Source organism: Bradyrhizobium iriomotense (assembly GCF_018130765.1).
Classification (GTDB): Bacteria; Pseudomonadota; Alphaproteobacteria; order Rhizobiales; family Xanthobacteraceae; genus Bradyrhizobium; species Bradyrhizobium iriomotense_A.
Genome location: NZ_JAFCJZ010000017.1, coordinates 56,840 through 79,716, shown reverse-complemented (window position 1 = coordinate 79,716; position 22,877 = coordinate 56,840). Strand labels below are relative to the sequence as shown.

The 22,877-nt window shown below is 63.4% G+C and carries 21 protein-coding genes; 7 read left to right on the top strand and 14 right to left on the bottom strand.

The annotated features are described in order from the left end of the window. Positions 1-43: 43 nt before the first annotated feature. The 14 genes from JQ635_RS26370 to JQ635_RS26305 all read right to left on the bottom strand — a co-directional run bounded on the left by JQ635_RS26370 (position 44) and on the right by JQ635_RS26305 (position 15,562). Entirely contained in the window at positions 44-2,005 is a 1,962-nt protein-coding gene (locus tag JQ635_RS26370; RefSeq protein WP_211412696.1) for a hydantoinase B/oxoprolinase family protein, read from the bottom strand. 3 nt (positions 2,006-2,008) lie between these two features. Beyond that, entirely contained in the window at positions 2,009-4,033 is a 2,025-nt protein-coding gene (locus JQ635_RS26365; RefSeq protein WP_211412798.1) for a hydantoinase/oxoprolinase family protein, read from the bottom strand. Between the two features lie 167 nt (positions 4,034-4,200). Beyond that, on the bottom strand, positions 4,201-5,160 hold the full coding sequence (locus JQ635_RS26360; protein WP_211412695.1) for a helix-turn-helix domain-containing protein: 960 nt from the start codon (positions 5,158-5,160) through the stop codon (positions 4,201-4,203). Positions 5,161-5,265: 105 nt separating this feature from the next. Further along, on the bottom strand, positions 5,266-6,231 hold the full coding sequence (locus tag JQ635_RS26355; RefSeq protein WP_211412694.1) for a LysR family transcriptional regulator: 966 nt from the start codon (positions 6,229-6,231) through the stop codon (positions 5,266-5,268). 225 nt (positions 6,232-6,456) lie between these two features. Next, a complete protein-coding gene (locus JQ635_RS26350) occupies positions 6,457-7,434 on the bottom strand; it encodes a biotin-dependent carboxyltransferase family protein (protein ID WP_211412693.1) in 978 nt (325 codons plus the stop codon). Further along, a complete protein-coding gene (locus tag JQ635_RS26345) occupies positions 7,424-8,299 on the bottom strand; it encodes a 5-oxoprolinase subunit B family protein (RefSeq protein WP_211412692.1) in 876 nt (291 codons plus the stop codon). Before JQ635_RS26345 ends, JQ635_RS26350 begins: the two co-directional genes overlap by 11 nt. 43 nt (positions 8,300-8,342) lie before the next feature. Further along, the gene (locus JQ635_RS26340) at positions 8,343-9,743 is read right to left on the bottom strand and encodes an acetyl-CoA carboxylase biotin carboxylase subunit (protein ID WP_211412691.1); all 1,401 of its coding nucleotides are present in this window, start codon (positions 9,741-9,743) and stop codon (positions 8,343-8,345) included. 17 nt (positions 9,744-9,760) lie between these two features. Further along, positions 9,761-10,003 (bottom strand): acetyl-CoA carboxylase, encoded by a 243-nt coding sequence (locus JQ635_RS26335; RefSeq protein ID WP_211412690.1) that lies wholly within the window; start codon positions 10,001-10,003, stop codon positions 9,761-9,763. Between the two features lie 43 nt (positions 10,004-10,046). Next, the gene (locus tag JQ635_RS26330; protein WP_211412689.1) at positions 10,047-10,775 is read right to left on the bottom strand and encodes a LamB/YcsF family protein; all 729 of its coding nucleotides are present in this window, start codon (positions 10,773-10,775) and stop codon (positions 10,047-10,049) included. Positions 10,776-10,857: 82 nt separating this feature from the next. Beyond that, positions 10,858-12,045 (bottom strand): ABC transporter substrate-binding protein, encoded by a 1,188-nt coding sequence (locus JQ635_RS26325; protein WP_211412688.1) that lies wholly within the window; start codon positions 12,043-12,045, stop codon positions 10,858-10,860. 31 nt (positions 12,046-12,076) lie between these two features. Further along, positions 12,077-13,150 (bottom strand): branched-chain amino acid ABC transporter permease, encoded by a 1,074-nt coding sequence (locus JQ635_RS26320; protein WP_211412687.1) that lies wholly within the window; start codon positions 13,148-13,150, stop codon positions 12,077-12,079. Between the two features lie 3 nt (positions 13,151-13,153). Then, the gene (locus JQ635_RS26315; protein ID WP_211412686.1) at positions 13,154-14,068 is read right to left on the bottom strand and encodes a branched-chain amino acid ABC transporter permease; all 915 of its coding nucleotides are present in this window, start codon (positions 14,066-14,068) and stop codon (positions 13,154-13,156) included. 1 nt (position 14,069) lies between these two features. Further along, the gene (locus JQ635_RS26310) at positions 14,070-14,792 is read right to left on the bottom strand and encodes an ABC transporter ATP-binding protein (protein WP_211412685.1); all 723 of its coding nucleotides are present in this window, start codon (positions 14,790-14,792) and stop codon (positions 14,070-14,072) included. Continuing rightward, entirely contained in the window at positions 14,789-15,562 is a 774-nt protein-coding gene (locus JQ635_RS26305) for an ABC transporter ATP-binding protein (protein ID WP_211412684.1), read from the bottom strand. Before JQ635_RS26305 ends, JQ635_RS26310 begins: the two co-directional genes overlap by 4 nt. Before the next feature lie 100 nt (positions 15,563-15,662). On the opposite strand from JQ635_RS26305, the gene JQ635_RS26300 reads away from it, so the two are divergent. From JQ635_RS26300 to JQ635_RS26270, 7 genes are all read left to right on the top strand, one after another. Next, complete coding sequence (locus tag JQ635_RS26300; protein ID WP_211412683.1) at positions 15,663-16,583, top strand: LysR substrate-binding domain-containing protein; 921 nt, start codon at positions 15,663-15,665, stop codon at positions 16,581-16,583. A 464-nt stretch (positions 16,584-17,047) separates the two neighbouring features. Next, positions 17,048-18,208: a transporter substrate-binding domain-containing protein gene (locus tag JQ635_RS26295; protein WP_211412797.1), complete on the top strand. Its 1,161-nt coding sequence runs from the start codon at positions 17,048-17,050 to the stop codon at positions 18,206-18,208. Beyond that, a complete protein-coding gene (locus tag JQ635_RS26290; protein ID WP_211412682.1) occupies positions 18,205-18,870 on the top strand; it encodes an ANTAR domain-containing response regulator in 666 nt (221 codons plus the stop codon). Before JQ635_RS26295 ends, JQ635_RS26290 begins: the two co-directional genes overlap by 4 nt. Positions 18,871-18,880: 10 nt before the next feature. Further along, entirely contained in the window at positions 18,881-20,122 is a 1,242-nt protein-coding gene (locus tag JQ635_RS26285) for an urea ABC transporter substrate-binding protein (protein WP_211412681.1), read from the top strand. An 85-nt stretch (positions 20,123-20,207) separates the two neighbouring features. Next, positions 20,208-21,080 (top strand): ABC transporter permease subunit, encoded by an 873-nt coding sequence (locus JQ635_RS26280; RefSeq protein ID WP_211412680.1) that lies wholly within the window; start codon positions 20,208-20,210, stop codon positions 21,078-21,080. 33 nt (positions 21,081-21,113) lie between these two features. Beyond that, positions 21,114-22,160, top strand: coding sequence for a branched-chain amino acid ABC transporter permease (locus JQ635_RS26275; protein WP_246583789.1), 1,047 nt, complete (start codon positions 21,114-21,116; stop codon positions 22,158-22,160). Then, a complete protein-coding gene (locus tag JQ635_RS26270) occupies positions 22,160-22,876 on the top strand; it encodes an ABC transporter ATP-binding protein (protein WP_211412678.1) in 717 nt (238 codons plus the stop codon). The genes JQ635_RS26275 and JQ635_RS26270 overlap by 1 nt, the downstream gene beginning before the upstream one ends. The last annotated feature ends 1 nt before the right edge of the window (position 22,877 follow it).

Below are 22,877 nucleotides of genomic sequence, written 5' to 3'. Positions count from 1 at the left end.
GCAAGCGCCGCGCCCCCCGGGGCGGAGCGGTTGCCGATGGCGATCAGCCCGTTGTCCACTTCGCGACCGAGCGCCGCTCGAAGACCTCGCGGAACTGGCGCGTAGATTCAGGAAGGAGGACACCGCTGCCCCAGTCGAGGATCACGGCGTGCTGGCGGACGGCATCGAGCGCATCGATCTCGCCACCGCGATAGCGCTGCGCAACGACTTCGGGATCGAGCCTGGCCTTGGCGATCCGCTCCGCCCTGATCTTGGTGCGGAGGGCGTCGGTGGCGGCCTTGTCCACCTCGTATTCGCAGAGCTCGGCATCGACAATCTGCACGACCACGCCATAGTCCTTTGCGGCACGTTCGACCGAGACGTAGTCGTCCTTGATGTCCTCGATCACGAGGCGGGGATCGCGCTCGAGCGGGTCACCGAAGCCGCCGCCACCTGCGGTCGGCCGGGAGAAAATGTCGCCTTCGCCGATCGGCACGTCGGAGAAGATCGAGCCGAGGCGTTCTTCGCTCGCACTGCCTTTGCGCTTCAGCGTCAGCCCGTGCGGCATGGAAGGCAGACCGCCCTCGATGCCCCACACCACGGCGCGTTCGCGATCGCAGATGTAGGAGATCACGGTCTTTTCGGCCTGCAGCATGCGCGAGGTCTTCATCACACCGGCGCCGCCGCGCCATTTGCCGGGGCCGGGTGAGTCCTTCAGGATCTCGCACTTCGTGGTCAGGATCGGATTGGCGCGCTCCTGCCCTTCGACGGGCTGCGACATCAGTCCGGTGCCGAAGCAGGCGGTGGTGACGTTGCTGCCGTCCTTGCCGTTGCGACCGCCCCAGCCGCCCGGGAGCCAGTCGTAGAACATGAAGATCGGTTTGTCGGCGCTACGGCCGTCGAACCCGCCGGTGAGCAGATATTCGAGATTGAAGGCGCAGGCGAGTGCGCGCTCGGGCATCAGCTTCGACCACATCTCGTAGATCGAATTCATGATCTTCTCGAACGGCATCAGGAAGCCGGTGACCGCGATCGGCCACTTCGCATCGACGATCGAACCTTCAGGAGCGATGATCTCGAAGCAGCGATAGAAACCGGAGTTAAGCGGTAGGTCCGGGAAGAAGGTCTTCATGCCGGCCGCGACGGCCGAAAATGTCGCACCGAACGCGGAGTTGTAGATGGAGCCGATGGTCGGATGGCTCCCGGTGAAGTCGTAGATCGCCTTATCGCCCTTGATCGTCATCTTGATGCGGATCGGGATCATGCCTTCGCCGCCGGCCGGATCGCGATCGATGAAGTCGACCGTCTCCCATTCACCGTCGGGCAACGCGGCGATGCGCTGGCGCGCGGAGCGCTCGACATAGTCCTGGACCGCGGCCAGACCCGCCTCGACCGTGTCGCGGCCATATTTGTTGACGAGGCGCAGGATCTCGCGTCCGCAGACGGCGGTCGCCTCGGCCTGCGCCTGGATGTCACCGATGATGGAGGCGGGATCGCGGGTGTTGGACGCGATCAAATGCGCCACGTCCTTGCAGAAGCGCCCCTTGTCAAACAGTCGGACCGGCGTGATGCGCAGGCCTTCGCGGAACATGTCGCGCGCCGCGACGTCGAACGAGCCGGGTACGCTGCCGCCCATGTCCGACCAGTGACCGTTGGACTGGCTGAAGGCGATGATCTTGCCATCAGCGAAGATCGGGCGGATCAAGCGTACGTCGGAGAAGTGGGTGCCGCCGGCATAGGGGTCGTTGATTGCAAACACGTCGCCTTCGTGCATGTCGCCTTCGAAGTGGCGCATGACGTCCTGGCAGGTGAAGTGCAGCGTTCCGACATGGACGGCGATGTCCTGATTGCCCTGCGCCGCGCATTCACCCTTGGCATCGTGCAGGGCGCTGGAGAAGTCGCGATTGTAGATCACGAAGGAGTAGCAGGTCCGCAGTACCTGCTCGCCCATCTGGTCGACGCTGGTGATGAAAGAGTTTTTCAGAACCTCGAAGGTCACGGGGTCGAGCGGGAGATCTCCGGCCATGGTTCATTCCTTCACGCGGATGATGATGTTCAGATATTTGTCGACCTCGGCGCCGGCGCCGGGCGGCACGACGGTGGTGGCGTCGACCTGCTCGACGATCGCGGGGCCCTGGAAGGAGAAGCCGCAGGGCAGGTCGTCGCGGGCATAGACGGGCGTATCGAGCCCATTGCCTTCGAACCACACCCTGCGGCGGCTGACCGGCTCAGGGATCGCACCGGTCGGCTTGTGGACGGCGAATTCGGCCTTGGGCACGACGCCGATCGCTTTCAGGTTCAGCCGGAAGAAGCTCACGGGCGAGTCATCGCGACGGAAATTGTATTCGCGCTTGTGCTCGGCGTGGAAACTCTGGACCAGGTCGGAGATCGCGCCGATCGGGCGCGGTGCCTGGACCGCGAGCGAGCGCCATTGGCCGCGATACATCATGTCGATCGATCGCTGCAGCACGATGTCGCCTTCTGCGACGCCCTCGTGGGTGAGCCGGGCGAGCGCTTCCTTCTCCAGCGCGACGAACTGCGCTTCGATATCGGTGGAGTCCGCCTCGTCGGCGCCGACCATGCAGCTCTGCGAGAAGTCGTGCTGCATGTCGACGAGCAGGCAGCCGAGCGCCGAAGTGACGCCGGGATTGGGCGGCACGATCACGACGGGGATCGCAAGCTCGCGTGCCACATCGACGCCGTGGAGGGCTCCGGCGCCGCCGAAGGCAACCAGCGCAAAGTCGCGCGGATCATAGCCTCGGCTGATCGAGATCAACCGCACCGCATCCGACATGTTGGCATTGGCTACCTTGACGATCGCATCCGCCGCCTCATGCAGGCCGAGGCCGAACGGCTTTGCGACGCCGTCTTCGACCGCCTGGCGGGCGAGGGCGGGATCAAGCTTGACCTTGCCGCCGGCGAGATCGGTGCCGAGTCGGCCCAGTGTGACGTTGGCGTCGGTGTTGGTTGGCTGGGTGTTGCCGTTGCCGTAGCAGGCCGGGCCCGGATAGGCGCCGGCCGATTGCGGGCCGTTACGCAAGGAGCCCGCCGGATCGGTCCAGGCCAGCGAGCCGCCGCCGGCGCCGATGGTAAGCACCTCGATGGAGGCAAAGCGGATCGGATAGCCGAACTCGATGTACCAATCCTTGGTGATGCGCGACTGGCCCTCATAAGCCAGCGATACGTCAGTCGAGGTGCCTCCCATGTCGAGGCCGATCGAATTGGGATAGCCGCAGAGGCCGGCGATGTAGCGGCTGGCGATGGCGCCTGCGGCAATGCCGGAGCCGGCGAGGCGGGCGGCGAAGTCCTTCACGGAGGCCGGCGTCATGACGCCGCCGCCGGTGTGGAGCAGCAGGAGATCGCGGGTGTAGCCTTCGTCGGCGAGGCGGTCGCCGAGCCGGCTCGTATAGTTGACGACAACCGGGCTCACGACGGCGTTGGCAACTGTGGTCGAGAAGCGTTCGTGCTCGAAGATCTCAGGCAGGACTTGCGAGGAGATCGAGACGGGTACGTCGGGCATCTCGGCGAGCAGGATATCGCGCATGGCGCGTTCATTGGCGCCGTTGAGATAGGCGTTCATGAAGCATACGGCGATCGCGGCGACACCCCGGCGCTTGAGAATGCGCGCGACGTTGCGCGCCGCTTCGACATCGAGCGGCTCGATCACGATGCCGCCTGCATCGACACGTTCGGGCACGGTCAGGCGGTCGCGCCGCGGCACGTAAGGGCGCACGACATCCTTGTAGGTATCCCAGAGATCTTCCTTGTTGGCGCGCCGGATCTCGATCACGTCGCGGAAGCCCTGGGTCGTCACCACGGCGGTGCGGGGCAGCCTGCGTGTGATCAGCGCGTTGGTCGCAACCGTGGTGCCGTGCGAGAACAGGGCGACCTTGGAAAGATCGATGCTGGCCTTGGATACGCCGCCCATGATCCCTTCGATCGGGTCGCGCGTGGACGAAGTCTTTTCGATGCGGATGAGACCGGTCGCCTCGTCCATGATGCAGATGTCGGTGAAAGTCCCCCCGACATCGACGGCCACACGAAGGTTCTGCACCATGCGTCTTCCTTTCCGGCAAGCGTTTCGCCGATCATAGGCAGACCGGCGGCTTGGGCGCTTGACGCTGAGTGCAGGAAGATTTGTGCGAGAGAGCGAACTCCGCCCGTGCCTGGATCGACGGCTGGTTGCCTAAGGATCGGCCAGACCGGGGCGGCGTGGGGCCGTCAGGAGGTCGAGATGCGCGAGGCCGCGCGTGCTTCGCTCGGGGTGCAACCGAACCGGCCGCGATAATTCCGGCTGAATTGCGCCTGGTCGGCGAATCCCCATTGATAGGCGATTTCCGAAATGCTCTTGCGGCAGTTGGGGTCGCGCAACAGAGAATCGCACATCGACAGACGCTGATTGCGGATATAGGCGCAGACCGTCAGGCCTTCGCCTTCGAAGATCTGGTGCAGGTATCGAAGCGAGATGCCGCAGCCGTCGGCGATGGTCTGCGGCGTGAGCCGCATGTCTTCGAGGCGGGTTCGGATGAAATGCTCGCAGCGGAGCAGATGGCCGTTGCGCACGGAGGACGAATGGCCGGTCAGGACGCGGTCGTCGGATTCGATGGCCATCGCGAGGAGCTCGACGAGGTGCTTGCCCATCAACGTGCGCGCCATGTCGTCCATTTCGCTGATGCGCTCCCCGGCAAGGCGCAGCGTGTCGACGAACAAGGCGCCGACGCTGCGGCTTGCATCGAACTGAAGCGTCGCGAGACGTTCGGGTCGCGAGATGCGCGCACGCAGGACCGCGCTTGGGATCTTTAGCACCCACAGTGCCGTCGTATCCTGATGACTGAACTCGTATGGCAGATGACTGCGCTCGATCAGAAATGCGCCTGGCCGACATTGCACAACCTTGTTGTCCTGCTCGAAGCGGATTTCGGCAAGCTCTGGCACTGTGATCAGGAAGGATTCTTCGCGCTCGCTTTGGAGATGCCGTTCATGGCGTTTGTAGAGCAGGCCATTTGCGATGTTGCGGGATACTGCAACGGGCCCCATCGACCACGCGCCGAGGCGCGCATCGAAATCGCGGCCGCTCGGAAAGCGCAAGTCCAGTGAGAAATAGGTCCTGGAGACGATGTCCTGCCAGTATTGCTGCCGGCTGTGCGCTGGAATGTCGTTGGTCGCGTAACTGACTTGCATTGCTGCGCTCCCCGCTGCCGGCTGCTTCTCCGGCCGCCAAGCCCATGGTGAGTGTGGCGAGGACGGCTGGATCGCGTCAAGTCGAATAAAACGGAAACCGATATCTCAGACTTCGATCCTCTCTTCGGCGTGGTGCCGGTGGTCGACGCCGATCGGCGGTCGGCCGGGACCTACGCCCGCCACCGCAAAGCGCATGAAATCCCGGAATGCCTTCGCGGCTTCCGACAGCTTGATGTCGCGGCGCCAGGCGAGGCCGATGTCCATGGTCGGTATCTCGTCCTCGATCACCCGGGTCTCGATCCGTTGTCCTTCCAGCGACCAGGGCCGGTAGATCAGGTCCGAGAGGATTGCGATGCCCATTCCGCCGGCGACCATGGAGCGTACGGCCTCGACCGAAGACGTGCGGAAGACGGTCTTCGGCTCGAGCGAAGCGTTGTTCCAATAGCGCATCGATGTGTGCTTGGCTTCGTCCACGGTGAGCATGACGTAGGGATACGTCGCGATTTCGGCGAGATGGACGTGCTCGGTGCGGGTGAGCTGATGGTCGGGAGCGAGCCACAGGCGTCGGGGCGAGCGCAACAACGTTTCGCTGCCGAGCATGGCGTTGTCGCGCAGGTTGGAGACCAGCATGACCGCGAGATCGAGCGCGCCATCGACAAGCGCACGTTCGAGGACGTCGCGCGGGGCCTCGAACAGCTCGACCGTGATGCCCGGGAAGCTCGCCTGAAAACGCATCTGGTGGCGAGGCAGGAAATAACCGGACACGGTGTAGGTGACACCGATGCGGACGGTCCCAAAGAGCGGGCCCGCGGACATGTGCGTGCTGCGGACCGCTTCGGCCACGGCTGCCAGTATCTGCCGGCCCTGGGACAGGAAGCGGCTGCCTTCCATGGTCACGGTGACGCCGTTGGGCGTGCGCTCGAGGAGGCGTGTGCAGACGGTCGCTTCGAGCTGCTGAATCGCCGCCGTGACCGCAGATTGCGAGACATTGAGGTCCATGGCCGCCTGGCTGATGCGGCCGGTCTCGGCCGCGGCGACGAAATAGCGGATCTGTTTCAGTGAAACGGACATCGCGGTTGATCCGATGTTTGCACAAGTCATGCGCAGTTGAGCGTTACTCCTCAGCCCAGTGGTATTCGCTGCAACTCTCGTGCCGGGGGTCGGAAAGATGACGGTCGCGCCACGCTAGATTTAAGGATTGATCGCGGACAGCCGCAGGTTTGAGGACCGTGCCATGCGGTAGCACCCCGGCCATCGGAGGCCGAGGTGTAGCAAATGTCGTGCAATCTGCGCAGCTTATGTCAGCGCGTTGCGCAGCTTGCCAAGCAACTCCGCACGGCTCTTGCGTGCTGCCAGGGCTTGATCCATCCCGACCTTGACGAACCGCACCGGCGTATTGGGCTGGAGCTGGCCGATCAGATCCATGTCCGCGGAGATGACCGTACCGACCATGAAGTAGCCGCCGCCCGAGACCGCGTCGCGATGCAGTACGATCGGTTCGGTGCCGCCGGGAACCTGGATCGAGCCGTAGGGATAGCAGGCGTCGGTGATGTTGGATGGATCGGAGCCGGCGCCGAACGGCGGCTCGCGCGGCACGAATTGAAGCGGCTTGCCGCCCTTGAAGCGATAGCCGATGCGATCGGCTTCCGGTGCGACCTTCCACGTGTCGGCGAAGAATTCGTTGCCAGCCGCCTCCGTAATGCGGTGCCAGTAGAGGCCCGGCATGACGCGCAGCTCCGTCGGCATTGCGGCTGGCTGGCCGCGCAGCTCACTTGCGACCACGCGCCCATCCTTGACGGAGGCCGCAGCCTTGCCAACCGGCAACTCGTCTCCGGCTTCGAGTTTGCGCCCCTTGAACCCACCGAGCGCACCGAGTGCGTAAGTCGAGCGCGAGCCGAGCACGACCGGCACGTCGATGCCGCCGGCCACCGCGATATAGCCGCGCGCTCCCTGTTTGAGGAAATCGAAGGAGAGGACCTGGCCGCGCCTGACCTTGAAGCTCGTCCAGGTTTCGCGCGGCTCGCCATCGAGCTTCGGCGGCAGCTGGGCGCCGGTGATCGCGACGGTCGCATCTTCGGTGAATTCGAGTTCCGGTCCCATGAAGACCGCTTCCAGGACGGCTGCGCCCTCTTCGTTGCCGACGAGGAGGTTGGCGGCGACGAGTGCGTGACGGTCCATGCCGCCGGAGAGGGGGATACCGATGTGATAATAGCCGGGACGCCCGAGGTCCTGGACGGTGGTCGCAAGACCCGGCTTCAAAACCTTAATGGCCATGGAGGACTCCGTCGAGCTTGCGGTTGTAGGCATCAATGTCGCGGTTGAACTCGGTCAGCGAGAACGAGACGTCGCGGATGACGGGTGCGAAACGCCCGGCGTCGACATCGGCAACCGCCTCGTCATAGGCCGGCCGGTCGATCGGCTTCCATTTCACGATGTCGCCTGGCCGGAACAGGCACATGAAGTCGTGCAAATAGCTGATCTTCTGGTTGGGGTCGTAGATCGGCATCGGCGTGATGCCGAACATCTGGTACCCGCCCGCTCCGCGCACCGAGTAGATGCAGGAGAAGCATCCGCCATGACCGATGGTGAGCCTTGGCGTATCGGTACGCGGGCGCAGGTATTTCGGCGCCTGGATCTGCCGCTGGCGTTCGACCATCTGATAGAGGAAGGGTAGGCCGGCCACGAAGCCGACCATGGAGACGAACCACGGTGCGTTGGAGTGCGCCTTGATGAAGGCGTCGACGCTGTCGAGGCCATTGATCTGCGCGGCGTATTCGAGATCGGTGCCGTTCGGATTTTGATGGCGTTCCCGGAAGCGCATCAGGGTCTCGTGCGTCCAGGGATCGTTGTAGAGCACGGGGATTTCGATGATCCGTGTCTTGATCACCGGTTCGGACTTCTCGGACGCGGTGTCCAGCCGTTTCAGTTCCGCGAGGAGGTCATCGGGCCTGATCTGATCGGGGTCGAACTTGACCTGATAGGACGCGTTCGCCGGGCAGATCTCGGTTACGCCCTTGATCCTGGCGTCGCGCACTGCGTTGGTGATGAAGAGGCTCTTGAAGAAGGCCTCGAGCGACATTGCATCGTCGACTTCGGCGAAAATGTGCTCATCGCCGCCGAAGGAAAATCGAGTTTGCATGGCTAGCAGCCTCCTGTTGTGGGTAGGGCGGGTTCTCTCGCGATCATAGGGCAGCTCTTGCGGCCGGTGACGCTTGGTCCGTGGCGAGGGTCGACGCATGGAGCTCCAACCACGGTTCGAGCCATGCGGTATGAAATCGTCCGGCCTGCACGTCGGCATCGCGGGCGAGCGCCTGATGCAGCGGTTTCGTCGTTGCGAGTCCTTCGACGCCAAGCTCGGCTAGCGCACGCGCGAGCTTTCGTATTGCGCTCGGCCGATCTTTGTCGTGCACGATCAACTTGCCCAACAGGCTGTCGTAGAAAGGAGGCACGGTGTAGCCCTGATAGAGCATGCTGTCGAAGCGCACGCCGTCGCCGCCGGGGATGCTGAGCGCGCTCACCGTGCCCGGATTGGGCATGAAATTCCTGGTGGGATCCTCGGCATTGATGCGAACCTCGATCGAATGTCCGGTCACGCGGACGTCGTCCTGGCGGATGCGCAGGGGCTCGCCGCCGGCAATCCGGATCATCTCGCGAACGAGATCGATACCTGTCACCATCTCGGTCACGGGATGCTCGACCTGGATGCGGGTGTTCATCTCCAGAAAATAGAACTCGTGGGTCCTGTCGTCGTAGAGGTACTCGAGCGTTCCGGCGCCGCGATAATTGACAGCCTTGGCCAGCGCGACCGCAGATATGCAGAGTTTTTCGCGGATGGCGGGTGTCAGCGAGGGCGAGGGAGCCTCCTCCCAGACCTTCTGGCGGCGGCGCTGCAACGAACATTCGCGTTCGAAGCAATGGATGACCTCATGTCCGTCACCAAGCACCTGCACTTCGATGTGTCGTGCGCCCTCGATCAGCTTCTCGACATAGAGTCCGCCGTCACCGAAGGCGGCAAGCGCTTCGGCCTGCGCCTGCGGCATCAGATGATTGAACTCCTCTGCTGAGCGCGCAACGCGTATACCGCGTCCACCGCCGCCGGCGGCTGCCTTGATCATGACGGGGAAGCCGGTGGTCTCGACCAATGCAAAGGCGGCTTCCGCCGATTCCAGGCGCCCCCGACTGCCCGGAACGGTCGGCACTCCGGCGGTAGCGGCAGCTTCGCGCGCCGCGACCTTGTCGCCCATGAGCCGGATCGATTGTGCGGTCGGGCCAACGAAGGTTAAACCTGCGGCCTCGGCGGCCGCGGCGAACTCGGCATTTTCCGCGAGGAAACCATAGCCGGGATGGATGGCGTCGGCCCCGCTGGTCTTGGCTGCGGCGAGAATGGCCGCCTGGTTGAGATAGGACTTGGACGCCTGCGGCGGACCGATGTCGATCGATTCGTCGGCGAGCTTGACCGCGAGCGAGTCCTTGTCGGCCTTGCTGTAGACCTGAACGGTCGCAATGCCGAGCTCGCGCGCCGCGCGGTTGATACGCACAGCGATTTCGCCGCGATTGGCTATGAGGAGCTTCTTGATGGCCATGAAAGGAACGGACGGTCTCAAACGTCGATTTCGGCGATAGGCTGGCCAGCCATCACGGCTTCCTCGTTCTCGGCCAGGAATCGCAAGATCTTGCCGGCGGCACCGGCCTTCACCTCGTTGAAGGACTTCATCACTTCGATGAGCCCGATCGTGTCGCTGTGCGCAACGACATCCCCGTCGTTCTTGTAGTCCGGCTTGTCGGGCGCGGGCTTGCGGTAGAAGATGCCCGGAAGCGGCGAGAAGATTTGCTGTGTCGTCATGGTATCCTCGTGATGTTTTTTTGGGGGGCTTGCCGGCGTCAGCTCAAGGGGTGGTCAGATAGGGACGGACCGCTTCGCGAACGGCCTCGGCGATAGCGACGGCGTTAGGGGTATCCGAGTGGATGCAGATTGAATCGGCGCCGACCACAATGTCGTTTCCGGCCACCGAGCGTGTCTTGCCTTCATTGACGGCCCTCGCGCAGCGGGAGGCCGCATCGGTCGGATCCTTGGCCTCGTGCTCGCGCGTGATGATCAGGCTGCCGTCGGCATTGTAGTCGAGATCGGCATAGTACTCGGCCACGAAGGTGTGGCCACGCCGCTCGTAGACCTTCTGGTGCAGTGTGCCCTTCATGCCGAGCAATGGCACCTTGTAGACGTCGGCAGCATCCGCGACGGCCTCGGCGATCTCCTCGTTGCGTGAGGCCATCCCGTAGAGCGCGCCGTGCGGCTTGATGTGATTCAACGGCATGCCCTCCGCATCGAGGAACGCCTTGAGCGCGCCGATCTGATAGAGCAGGCAGTTGGCCAGTTCTTCGCGGCTGATCTTCATCTCCCTGCGACCAAAGCCCTGCAAATCCGGCAGCGAGGGGTGTGCGCCGACCTTGACGCCGAACTCCTTGGCGAGCCGCACGGTTTTACGCATGTGGTTGAAGTCCGAGGCATGAAATCCGCATGCGACGTTTGCGACGTCGATATGCGGCATCAGTGCCTTGTCGTCGCCCATCTTGTAGAGGCCGTAGGCCTCGCCCATGTCGCAATTGATCACGACCATCTCCTGATTTCCTCTCAACAGCGCTTGCGTCGATCCGAGGTGACGCCTCCCGGGGGCTTGCCCCGGGAGGCGCGTGGTTGGCTTACTTGGACACCAGATAATCCAGCGGGATCTTTTCCGAGATCGTCCACTGATCGATCACGCGCGGCTTGCCGGCTTCCGTGTCGACGATCAGGTAACGGCCCTGGTTCTGGTGGTGGATGTCCCTGGTGAACGTGCGCGGCCCGAACAGTGTCGGCTCGTTGGTCATCTTCTCGAGCTCGGCCACGACAGGCGCGGCATCCGTTGACTTGGCGCGTTCGACCGCTTTGGCCCAGACGTCGATCAGGACATAGCCCGGATAGACATATTGGCTGGATGGATCACCGCCGGTGACGTCCTTGTACTTCTTGTTGAACTCGTTGACCTTCGGGTTCGGATCGTCGCCGTAGACGGAGCCCTGGACGGGAACATAGAAGTTCGACAGGTCAGGCACGGCGTTCAGCCAATAGCTGCCGTCGACGCCGGATCCGTTGACGATCATCGACTTGATGCCGGCGGCGCGGATCTGCTTGATGGCGGAAACGGCGCCCGGCATCATCGTGCAGAGCATGATGGCGTCGGGCTCCTTTGGCAGGCTCTTGATGCGTGTAATCTGCGAGGCGATCGAGGCGTCATCGTTCTTGAAGGTGTCGCTGCCGGCGAGCTTCGCTTCGTTCAGGCGTGGCAGCATCCAGTCGAAGCCGTCGCAGATTCCCTTGTTGTAGACGGTCCAGCTATCGAGCAGACGGTAAAAGGTACGTGCGTTCTTCTTTTCGTAGGCCCATTCTGCCATGGTCGCGCCCTGCACCGCCGCGAGCACAGACGCCGAGAACGAGAAGGGACCGACGCCGGGAATGCCCGCTTTGATGGACTCCGCGCACAGGAAGAAGGAGACCTTTCCGGCGGCCTGTGCCTGCAGGGCCGCCGGTGCTCCGAAATCGTAGTCGCAGGAGACGATGACGAGGTCGGCGCCCTGGTCGAGCACGGCGAGGCCGGCCTTGGCGCCCTCGGCCTGATCGGTCTTGGTATCGGCGAAGACTGGCTTGATCTTCTTGCCAAGCAGGCCGCCGGCCTTGTTGATCTCGTCGATCCGGATCAGCGCCGCATCCTGCGCCGGCTTGTCGTAAGCCTGCATGAAGCCGGATGCAGCCGTTGCAAATCCGACGACAATTTCGTTGGCCGCCTGGGCGGGTGTGAACCAGAGCGTGGATGCTCCGGCAAGAACACCGAGTACTGATCCGAGACGCATGAGAAACTCCTCCAATTTGTACGAAAGGACGTCAGTTCAGTTCTTTCAATGCCGTCTGTGCAGGGCGCCGCAGGCGCCGCTGCAACGGCCATCCGCGCCAGCGGAATTCCAGGTTGCGGGTCAATCCCGTCGGCAGGTACATCAGGATGACGATCGTGATGATGCCGATCGCGATTTCCTGGACACCGTTCGGCAGCGCAATCGTGTGGCTACCGAGGCCGACGCCCTTCTCCAGGTTGCGGAACAACTCGATCAGGACCGACATCGCGACCACGCCGGCGACCGCGCCGCTGAGGCTATACATGCCGCCGACCACCAGCATCGACAGGGTGACGAAGGTTGTCCGGAGATAGAATGCGCCGGGATTGACGATGCTCAGGAAATGCGCGTAGAGCGCGCCGGCAAGGCCGATGATGAACGCGCTGACGACGAAGGCGATCAGCCGTTCGCGAACGATATCAATGCCGGAGGCGCTTGCCGCGACCGCCTCGTCACGTGTGGCGCGTAGCGCCAGCCCGGAGCGCGAGATCGCATAAAGATAGGCGATCACGATGGCAACGGCCGCGCCGATCCATCCGGTCCAGACATTCATGGTGGGCGGAATGCCGACGATGGAGCCTTGGCCGCCCGTGACGGAATCCCAGTTCGAATAGATGTTGTTGACGACACCGAGCAGGCCAAAAGTCGCGATAGATGCGGCAATGCCCGACAGGCGCATGATGATGCGTCCGATGATCAACGCAATCAGCGCTGCGAAAAATCCCGAGATCGGCGTCGCGATCCACATCGGCAATTGCGCATGCAACAGCCAGACGGGAAGTCCCTTGAGCGTGATCGACTTCATCACCGGGGGGATGGTCAGCCAGGCTGTCATGTAGGCGCCGAGACACATGAAGCTGATGTGACCGAACGACAGCAGGCCTGAATTGCCGACGAAGACGTAGAGGCCGACGACGATCATGATGTTGATGAACATCTCGACGGCCGTGCGGTTGAAGGCCCGGCTGCCGAAACAATAGGTGAGGGCGGCCATGACGAGCAGCGCCGCGATCAGCACGATCGGCGTGAGGATCGTTTGCCGGATGACGGAGGGCCGCTGCGACATCGATCAGACTCTCTGCTTGGCGGATTTCGGTGTGAACAGGCCCTGCGGCCGCACCAGAAGGACGATGATGACGGCGCCATATACAAAGGCGTCGCGGAACACGCGCGCGTCGTGCGGCAGGGTGGCCTGGAACACGACGCTCGCCGCGCCGATCAGAAAGCCGGCGGCAACGGCGCCGGGAATGCTGCCGAGACCGCCGATCACGGTTGCGATGAACGCGATCAGCATCACATTGGCGCCCATGCCGATGTCGGTGGTGCCGGAATTGGTAGCGAGGATCAGGCCGATCGCCGCCGCCAGCATGCCGCTAATGGCGAAGGCGAGCAGTATCACCCCGTTGGCGCGGACGCCGAGCATGCGCGCCATGGTGAAATTCTCGGCTGCTGCACGCATCTCCAGGCCATAACGGGTGCGCTTCAGGAACAGCACCAGTGCGGCGAGCACGATCAGCGTGATGATGATGGTCACGACCTGGAGCATTGGGATGTGGGCGCCCAGGAATTCGACCGGCAGGCCGAGGCTCGGCCACAGCGTGACCGATTTCGGCCGGCTCGAATACAGCATCAGCAGAAGGTGGCGGATGACGAAGCCAAGCGCGAACGAGGCTATCATCATCGTGGCGGGATTGGTGTTGCGGAAGCGGCGGAAGACGATGAGCTCCGATAGAACCGACAGCGTAGCGCCGATCAGCAGCAGAAGCGGGATCAGTAGGTAGGACGGCAGTTGACCGGCAAACACGATCGCGGCCGCGTCGGTCGACGGCCACAGCATGGCGAAAACGCAGAAGGCGATGAAGTCTCCATGGGCGAAGTTGACGAGCCGCATCACGCCGAAAATCAGTGCGATGCCGAGCGCGCCGAGGGCGTACAGGCTGCCGAGGCTCAACGCGTCGAAGACGATCTGGAGGACCGCTGTCATCTCAGTGGTCTCCAAACCCGAAATATGCCTGCTTCAGGCGGTCGTCCTTGACCATGTCGGCGGCCGCCCCCTCGAGCACGATACGGCCGCCCCGGATGAGGACCATCCGTCCACCCGTCATGAGGGCGCGCGTCGAGCTCTGCTCGACGATGAGCAGGGTCAGCTTGCGCTGGGCGCGCAGCCGCACCAGGATCTCGTAGACTTGGTCGATGATCTTCGGCGCAAGCCCGAGCGATGGCTCGTCGATCGCCATGATGCGGGGCGCGGCCATCAAGGCGCGACCGATGACGAGCATCTGCTGCTGGCCGCCGGAGAGCATCCCTGCCGGAGTATGGCGGCGCTCGGCCAGCATCGGGAATTCCTCGTAGACGGATTCAAGGTCGTCGGCGATCTTCCTGCGGTCGGTCCGCATGCCGGTACCGACCTTCAGGTTTTCCTCGATCGTCAGGCCGCCGAAGACGTTGCGACCTTCGGGCACCAGCGAAAAGCCGCGTCGCGCGATATCCTCTGGCGAGGCGCCGGTTACCGTCGCGCCGTCGACGGTGATGGAGCCCGACGCCGGCGGCACGACGCCGGCGATGGCATTGAGCAAGGTCGATTTGCCCGCGCCGTTCGGACCGGTCACGAACAGGACCTCGCCCTCATCGATATTGAGCGTGACGCCGCGAAGGGCCGTCAGGCGCCCATAGCTGACCGTGATGTCGTTGACCGCGAGCAGCGTCATGACGCGACGGCCTCTTCGGGGGTAATTGGCGGAATCAATTCGTCGCGTTGCGTGCCCATATAGGCGTGCCGCACCTCGTCGCTGTTGCGGATTTGCGCGGGAGAGCCGACCTCGATGATCTGTCCGGAATCGAGGACGAAGATGCGTTCGCAGAGTTCGAGCACGAGGCCGATATTGTGCTCGATCAGCAACACGCCGACGTTGAGCTCTCGGGCGATTCGCCGGATGATGGTGGCCAGATCGTGGCTCTCATGCTCCGACATTCCCGCTGCGGGCTCGTCGAGCAGGAGGTAGCGCGGCGCGCACATGATGGCGCGGCCGATAGCGACGCGGCGTTCGTCCGTGTAGGGCAGGGCGCCCGCGACGGTGTTGGCGAGATGAGAAATGCCGAGCCAGGCCATCACGCGATCGGCTTCCGCGATCGCGTCGCGACGGGTCTGACCAAGGCCGACACCGGTCACCTCGAGGTTGTCGATGACCGGGAGATCGCGGAAAAGGCGGCCTGATTGGAATGTGCGTGCAACACCCGTTCGTCTGAGCTTGTGCGCCGCAATGCCGTTGATCGGCTCGCCTTCCAGTTCCAGGGTGCCAGCGCCGACCGGTTGGAAACCTGTCAGCACATTGACAAGGGTGGTTTTGCCGGCCCCGTTGGGACCAATCAGGCCGGTGATGCGTCCGCGCGGCACGGCAAGTGTCACGCCCGACAGCGCTTTCAAGCCTTCGAATTGGACGCTGACATCGCGAGCGACCAACTCCAAGCCATCAGACATCTATCAGCGCCTTCTCACCCACGAACCAATGGATTGATTTTTCCGTTCCACCGGGGGATTGTAAAATTCGAAATATCGTTCACTGATATCGGAAATTTTGATGTCTCTGACGTTTCGTCAGGTTCGGCACTTTATTGCAACGGCCGAGACAGGACGGGTTTCGGCCGCGGCGGCAGCTCTGAACGTGACGCAGTCGGCGGTCACGGCGTCCATCAAGGCGCTCGAAGCCGAGCTCGGGCGCAAATTGTTCGATCGCCACTCGAACGGCGTGACACTTACCTTTGACGGACAGGAGTTTTTGCAGCGCGCCCGCGCCATCGAGGCCAGCGTGTCCGACGCGATGCGGGGGCCGCATCGCTGGGGATCACAGGTCGATGGAACGGTCGATGTGGCGGTCAGCTATACGATCGCGGGATATTTCCTGCCGCCGCTGTTGTCGCGCTTCTGGCGATCCTTTCCGGGTATCACCGTGCGTCTGCACGAGTTTCAGCGCGATGCGATCGAGCAGAGCCTGATCAGCGGCAGTGTCGATGCGGCGGTGATGCTGGTCTCCAACCTGCATGATCGACTCTCTATCCGTTCGCGCCTGTTGCTGCGCTCGCCCCGTCGCTTGTGGACCTGTGCCAATCATCCTCTGCTCCGAAAGGAGAGTATCAAGCTGGAAGATCTGGCGAGCGAGCCCTATCTGATGTTGACCGTCGACGAGGCCGAGCGCTCCGCCATGCGTTACTGGCAGCACACGTCGCGGGTCCCAAACGTCATCTTCCGGACCCTGTCGGTCGAAGCTGTTCGCAGCATGGTCGCGACTGGTATGGGAATCACCATTCTTTCCGACATGGTCTACCGGCCCTGGTCGCTCGAGGGACATCGCATCGATCTCAAGACGCTCGATGACGATGTCCATACCATGGATGTCGGGCTTGCCTGGAAGAGCAAGGCAGAGCTCTCTCCGGCGGCGCGTGCCTTCTGCGAATTCGTCGCTCATTCCTATCCCGGATCGGAACCGGCCCAGTTCGACTGATGGGATTGCTCGTGCTCGACGCGGTGAAGCGTCGTTGCGGCGGATTCACGTGACGATCACCTGCAATCCGTCACTGATCTCCGTATAGCCATCGATGACCGGCGCTCGAAAATGGGTATGCCATTCTCGCCAACAGCGCAGCAGCGCCTGTCACAGCTTGCGGGAAGGATCTTTGGACCCGCCGCTATGCCGGTCGCTTTAGTCGGCCGCGTTCCGCGCCCGTGGCACCAACTTGCACAGTTTTGCTACACGCCGACACGAATTGCGGCAATCTTCGCTGCAACAACGCGCTTGACATAATATCCGATCTCAACGACCGTAACGTACAAGCGTCGGGCAAGACAGCCCGTCAACGCGAACAAAGTTCAAACCATTTCCAACGCCACGCGCAAGCGTGTCTGGTTGGCGGCGAAGGCGCCCTCGGCTTCACAGCCGGCGGGCGCTTTTTTGTTTTGGATCGAGTGATGGCGCGAAGGCATTATCGGATCGGTGCGATGTTCTCGACGACAGGCTCCTACAGCGTCGTCGCGCGTTCGATCCTCAACGGCGCGTTGCTGGCGTTCCAGGAGGTCAACGCGAGCAGCTCCGACATCGAGCTGGAGCCGGTCGTGGTCAATCCCTCCGGGGACCTCGCGCGCTATCGTTCGCTCAGCCTCGAATTGCTCGGTTCCGGCATCCGTCAGGTTGTCGGCTGCTACACCTCGTCGAGCCGCAAGGAGGTGATCCCGTGCTTCGAGAAGTTCGACGGGCTGTTATGGTATCCCTCGCATTACGAGGGTTTTGAAAGCTCCGACAACGTCATCTACACCGGCGCCGCGCCCAACCAGCACGTGCTGCCGCTGGTGGACTACCTCGCATCCCGGGTCGGATCGCGCGCCTTCTGCATCGGCTCCAACTACATCTGGGCCTGGGAGAACAACCGCATCTTCCGCGAGGCGCTGATTGCGCGCGGCGGCACCGTGCTGGCCGAGCGCTATCTCTCGGTCGGCGATACCGAGGTCGACCAGGTCATTGCGGCGATCATCGACCAGCGCCCGGACTTCGTCTTCAACAACCTGATCGGCACCAGCGCCTATGCGTTCTTCCGCGCGTTCCGGGCCGCCTGCCGCGCGCGCGGTATCGATCAGGCCGCGGAAATCCCGGTTGCGAGCTGCACGTTGTCCGAGCCGGAACTGCCGGAGATCGGCCCCGATGCGATCGACGGGCATCTGTCGTCGAGCGTCTATTTCTCGTCGCTTAATTCGCCGGAGAATGCTGCCTTCATCGAAGCCTACACGCAATCCTTTCCCGACGGGCCGGTCACCTCGGCCGACGCGGAGTCGTCCTACATCGCCGTGAAGCTGCTTGCAGCCGCGTTGTCGCAGGCGGGCACCGATGACGCGCGCAAGGTGCGTGCCGCCGTCGCCGATCAGCGGCTGCGCGCGCCGCAAGGAGAGGTCAGCATCGACCGGCAGACCTTTCACGCCTGGCTTACGCCGCGGATTGGCCGTTCGGCCGCCAACGGGCAGTTCGAGGTGTTGCTCGAAGCCCGCGAGCCGATCGCGCCGGATCCCTATCTCGTCCAGTCGTCGCCGCGCTTTGCCAGCGCAATGCGCTCTCCGCTGTTGAAAGTGGTGCAATCATGAGCTCTCGACTGCTACAGAACTTCAAGGGCGGCCGCGCCATCGTCGTTATCAGGCGAGGCGGATGGGAGAGCACACTCGAAACGACGCTTGCCAAGCTCGGCGTCTCCACCGAATACCCTGAAATCATCGACGGCCGCGCGCAGATCGATATTGCGAGCCTCCGGGCCGACCGCGACATCCTCTTCGTCGACGGCGACCTCGAAGGCGCCATCGCGATCGAGGTTCACCCGGCCTCGCGGTTGCCGCCGGTGCCCGTGATTGGCCTCGTCGGCGTCGAGGCGCCGAGCCGGCTGAAGGCGCTCGTCAACCTCGGTGCAACCTCGTTCCTGCGCAAGCCGGTGCATGGCGGCGCGGTCTACACGTCTCTCTTCATGGGCATCAACCAGTTCCTGTTGCGCGCTGAGATGAGCGAGCGCCTGCAGGACCTCGAGGAGCGCCGCCGCGGCCGCCGCGCGGTGATCCGGGCCGTCATCCTGCTGATGCAGCAGGGCGGCCTCGACGAGGAGGGTGCCTATTCCCAGCTCCGTCGCGAAAGCATGCGCGCGCGGCAGAACATGGAACTCTACTGCGAGGAGTTTCTGAGCAAGCGGGCGAAGCCGCCCGACACGACCGGCCGCACGACCGGCATCATGCTGCAAGGCGGCAACAAGCAAGCCATCTAGGAGAAGCAAAATGAGCAAGTCTGTATTGCGGGGGCTGCGTGCCGCAGCCCTCACGGGGACGCTTGTCCTTGGATCAACGCTGGCACACGCGGCGGAGAACCCGATCAAGCTCGGCGTGCTGGAGGATCAGTCCGGCGACTTCGCCGCCGCGACGATCGGCAAGGTCCACGCCATCCAGCTCGCCGCCGACGAGATCAACAAGGCCGGTGGCATCATGGGCCGGCCGCTGGAACTCGTGACCTACGACACCCAATCCGACAACACCCGCTACCAGGAGTTCATGCGGCGCGTGCTCCAGCGCGACAAGGTCGACGTCGTGTTCGCGGGCTTCTCCTCGGCCTCGCGGGAGGCGTACCGCCCGATCGTCGACCAGTTCAACGGCTTCGCCTTCTACAACAACCAGTACGAAGGCGGCGTCTGCGACGGCCACATGATCGTTACCGGTGCCGTGCCGGAGCAGCAGTTCTCCACGCTCATCCCCTACATGATGGAGAAGTACGGCAAGAACGTCTACACGCTGGCCGCCGACTACAATTTCGGCCAGATCTCGGCGGAATGGGTGCGCAAGATCGTCAAGGAGAACGGCGGCAAGATGGCCGGGGAGGAGTTCATTCCGCTCGGCGTGTCGCAATTCTCCCAGAGCATCCAGAACATCCAGAAGGCCAAGCCGGACTTCGTCGTCACGCTGCTGGTCGGCACCGCGCAGGCCTCCTATTACGAGCAGGCGGCCTCCGCCAACGTGAACCTGCCGATGGCCTCTTCGGTCAACGTCGGGCAGGGCTACGAGCACAAGCGGTTCAAGCCGCCGAGCCTGAAGGACATGTACGTCACCACCAACTACATCGAGGAAATCGACTCGCCCAAGAGCAAGGAATTCTACGCCAAGTTCAAGGCCAGGTTCCCGAGCGAGCCCTATGTGAACCAGGAGGCTGAGAACTCCTATCTCGCGGTCTATCTCTACAAGCAGATGGTGGAGCGCGCGAAGTCGACCAAGCGCGAGGAGATCCGCAAGGTGATCGCGCTGGGCGACGTTTGCATGGACGCGCCGGAGGGCAAGGTCTGCATCGACCCGAAGAGCCAGCACATGTCGCACACGATCTATCTCGCCAAGGTCGGAGCCGATCATTCGATCTCGTTCCCGAAGACCTGGGAGGACATCAAGCCCTACTGGCTCGGTGAAGCCGGCTGCGACCTCACCAAGAAGGATCCGATGGCCCAGTACACGCCGTCGAATCCGCCGCCGAAACCCTGACCCGGCGGCTGATCGCTCCGGCCCTCGCGGCGGGCCGGGGCGATCGTGGACACCCTACTGCGCTTTTCTCCAGACTGGTTGGTTCATGGACATCGCGACCCACGTCTTCTCGGCGTTCTATCAATTCGGCGACGCCTTCGCGTTCTTGGTGCTCTCGGCCTGCGGGCTCGCGGTGATCTTCGGCATGATGGGCGTGATCAATCTCGCCCATGGCGAGTTCATCATGTGCGGCGCCTACGTCACCGCCGCGACCGTGCATGCCGGCCTGCCGCTGCCGCTGGGAATTTTGGCCGGGACGATCGTGTCCGCGCTTGTCGGCGTCCTGGTCGAGCTCGCGGTCATCCGCCATCTCTATGACCGCCCACTGGATACGATCGTCGCCACCTGGGGGCTCAGCCTGATCGCAACGCAGGGCACACTGATCATGGTCGGCTCGACCATGGCCGGCGTCGGCACGCCCTTCGGCAGCTTTCAGGTCGGCGACTACTCCTATTCGATCTACCGCATCGTGCTGTTCTGCGCCGCGCTCGGCGTGCTCGCTGCGCTCTACGCGCTGTTCAACTGGACGCGCTTCGGTGTGCTGGCGCGCGCCACCATCCAGGTGCCCCACATGGCGGCAGCCCTCGGCGTCGACACGCGTCTGATCTACAGCCTCACCTTCGCCTGCGGGGCAGGGCTGGCCGGCCTTGCCGGCGGTCTCTATGCGCCGACCATGACGCTGGTGCCGACGATGGGGGCGACCTTCATCATGGAGGCCTTCGTGACCGTGGTGATCGGCGGCGCCGACGTCTTCCTCGGCACCGCGCCGGCCGGCGGCGTGCTCGCGGTCGTGAAGTCGGCGATGACGTCGTGGCAGGGGCAGCTGTTCGGCCAGATCGGATTGCTGGTCGCCGTCATCATCGTCGTCCGGGTGCTGCCGAAGGGCATTTCCGGCTTCGTGCTGCGCGAGCGCACCTGACGGAGTGATGGCGTCGTGACCGGTCTCCTCGCAATGTTCCGGCGTCTCGAAGGCCCGCAGACCGTCGGTCGCGGTCCGGCCTTCTGGGGCCTGTTCGCACTCGTGCTCGCCGTCGCCCTCGCTTATCCGCTGTTCAGCGACGGCTACACGGTCGGCAACACGGTCTATTTCTTCGTCTGGGTGTTCATCGCGCTCAGCCTGTGCCTGATCTGGGGCTATGGCGGCTCGCTCTCCTTCGGCCAGACTGCCTTCTTCGGGATCGCCGGCTATAGCTACGGCATCCTCACCATCAATTTCGGCTCGGGCTATGGCTTCACGTTGCTGGCACTGGTGATGGCGGTGGCGATCGCGGCGCTGTTCGCGGTGCTGCTCGGCTATTTCATGTTCTTCGGCCGCATCGCCGGCGTCTTCCTCGGCATTGTCACGCTCGCCGTGACGTTAATGCTGGAGCGCTTCATGGCGCAGACCGCGGGGCCTGAGTGGCATATCGGAGCTGCGCGCCTCAACGGCTTCAACGGCATGAGCGCGATGCCGCCGCTGACCATCCCCTGGCCGGGCGAGCCGATCGTGCTGTTCGCCGATGTCGGGCTCTACTATCTCGTGCTCGGCCTTCTGGCGTTCGTCTATCTCGCCTTGCGCATCCTGATGAACTCGTCGTTCGGCAACGTCATCGTCGCCATCCGCGAGAACCCTGAAAGGGCGGAGATGCTCGGCTACGACGTGCGCAAGTATCAGCTCATCACCTTCGTGATCGGCGCCGCGCTCGCAGGGCTCTCCGGCGTGCTCTACACGGTGTGGGGGCAGTACATCACGCCGTCGAGCATGGGTATGACGGCGGCTGCGCTGCCGCTGATCTGGGTCGCGGTCGGCGGCCGCAGCGATCTGACGTCGACCGTGATCGGCACGCTGGTGGTGCTGGCCGCGTTCCAGGCGCTGACGATCTACGGCAGCCAGTATGCGCTGGTCTTCATGGGCGTGCTGCTCGTGCTCACGGTGCTGATCGCGCCCAACGGTCTCGTGCTCGGGGCGATGAACTGGCTCGGCCGCATCGCCTCCCGCCTCACGCAGAGGGCTGGCTGATGTCGCTGCTCGAACTGCGCAAGCTGAACAAGCATTTCGGTGGCCTGCACGTGACCAATTCCGTGGATCTCACGCTGCGAGCTGGCGAGATCCATTGCCTGATCGGCCCGAACGGCGCCGGCAAGAGTACACTGTTCCGCCTGATCCTCGGCGAGCATCGTCCCGGCAGCGGCGACATTCTCTTCGCCGGAGAGAACATCACCGCGCTGAAATCCTTCGCGCGGATTCACCGCGGCCTCTCGGTCAAGTTCCAGGTGCCCGGCGTCTTCAAGGGCTTGTCGGTTCGTCAGAATCTCGAGATCGCCCTTCAGAGCCGGCATCGCGGGGGAGAGCTCGAAGCGGAGATCGGCAGGCTGCTGGCCTTCCTTGGCCTCGAATCCGAGCAAACGCAGATCGCCGGCAATCTCAGCCATGGCCAGAAGCAATGGCTCGAGATTGGCATGGCGATCAGCCTGAAGCCGCGCCTCCTGCTGCTGGACGAGCCCACCGCCGGCATGTCGCCCGAGGAAACCCATATGACCGGCGAGATGGTGCAGCGGCTCAATGCCGGCGGCATGACCGTGCTGGCGATCGAGCACGACATGGCCTTCGTTCGGCAGGTCGCGCACCGCGTCACCGTGCTGCATCTCGGCCAGGTCTTCGCGCAGGGCTCCATCGACGAGATCGTGGCCGACGAGCGCGTGGCGGCGATCTATCTGGGGCAGGCCCATGCTTGAT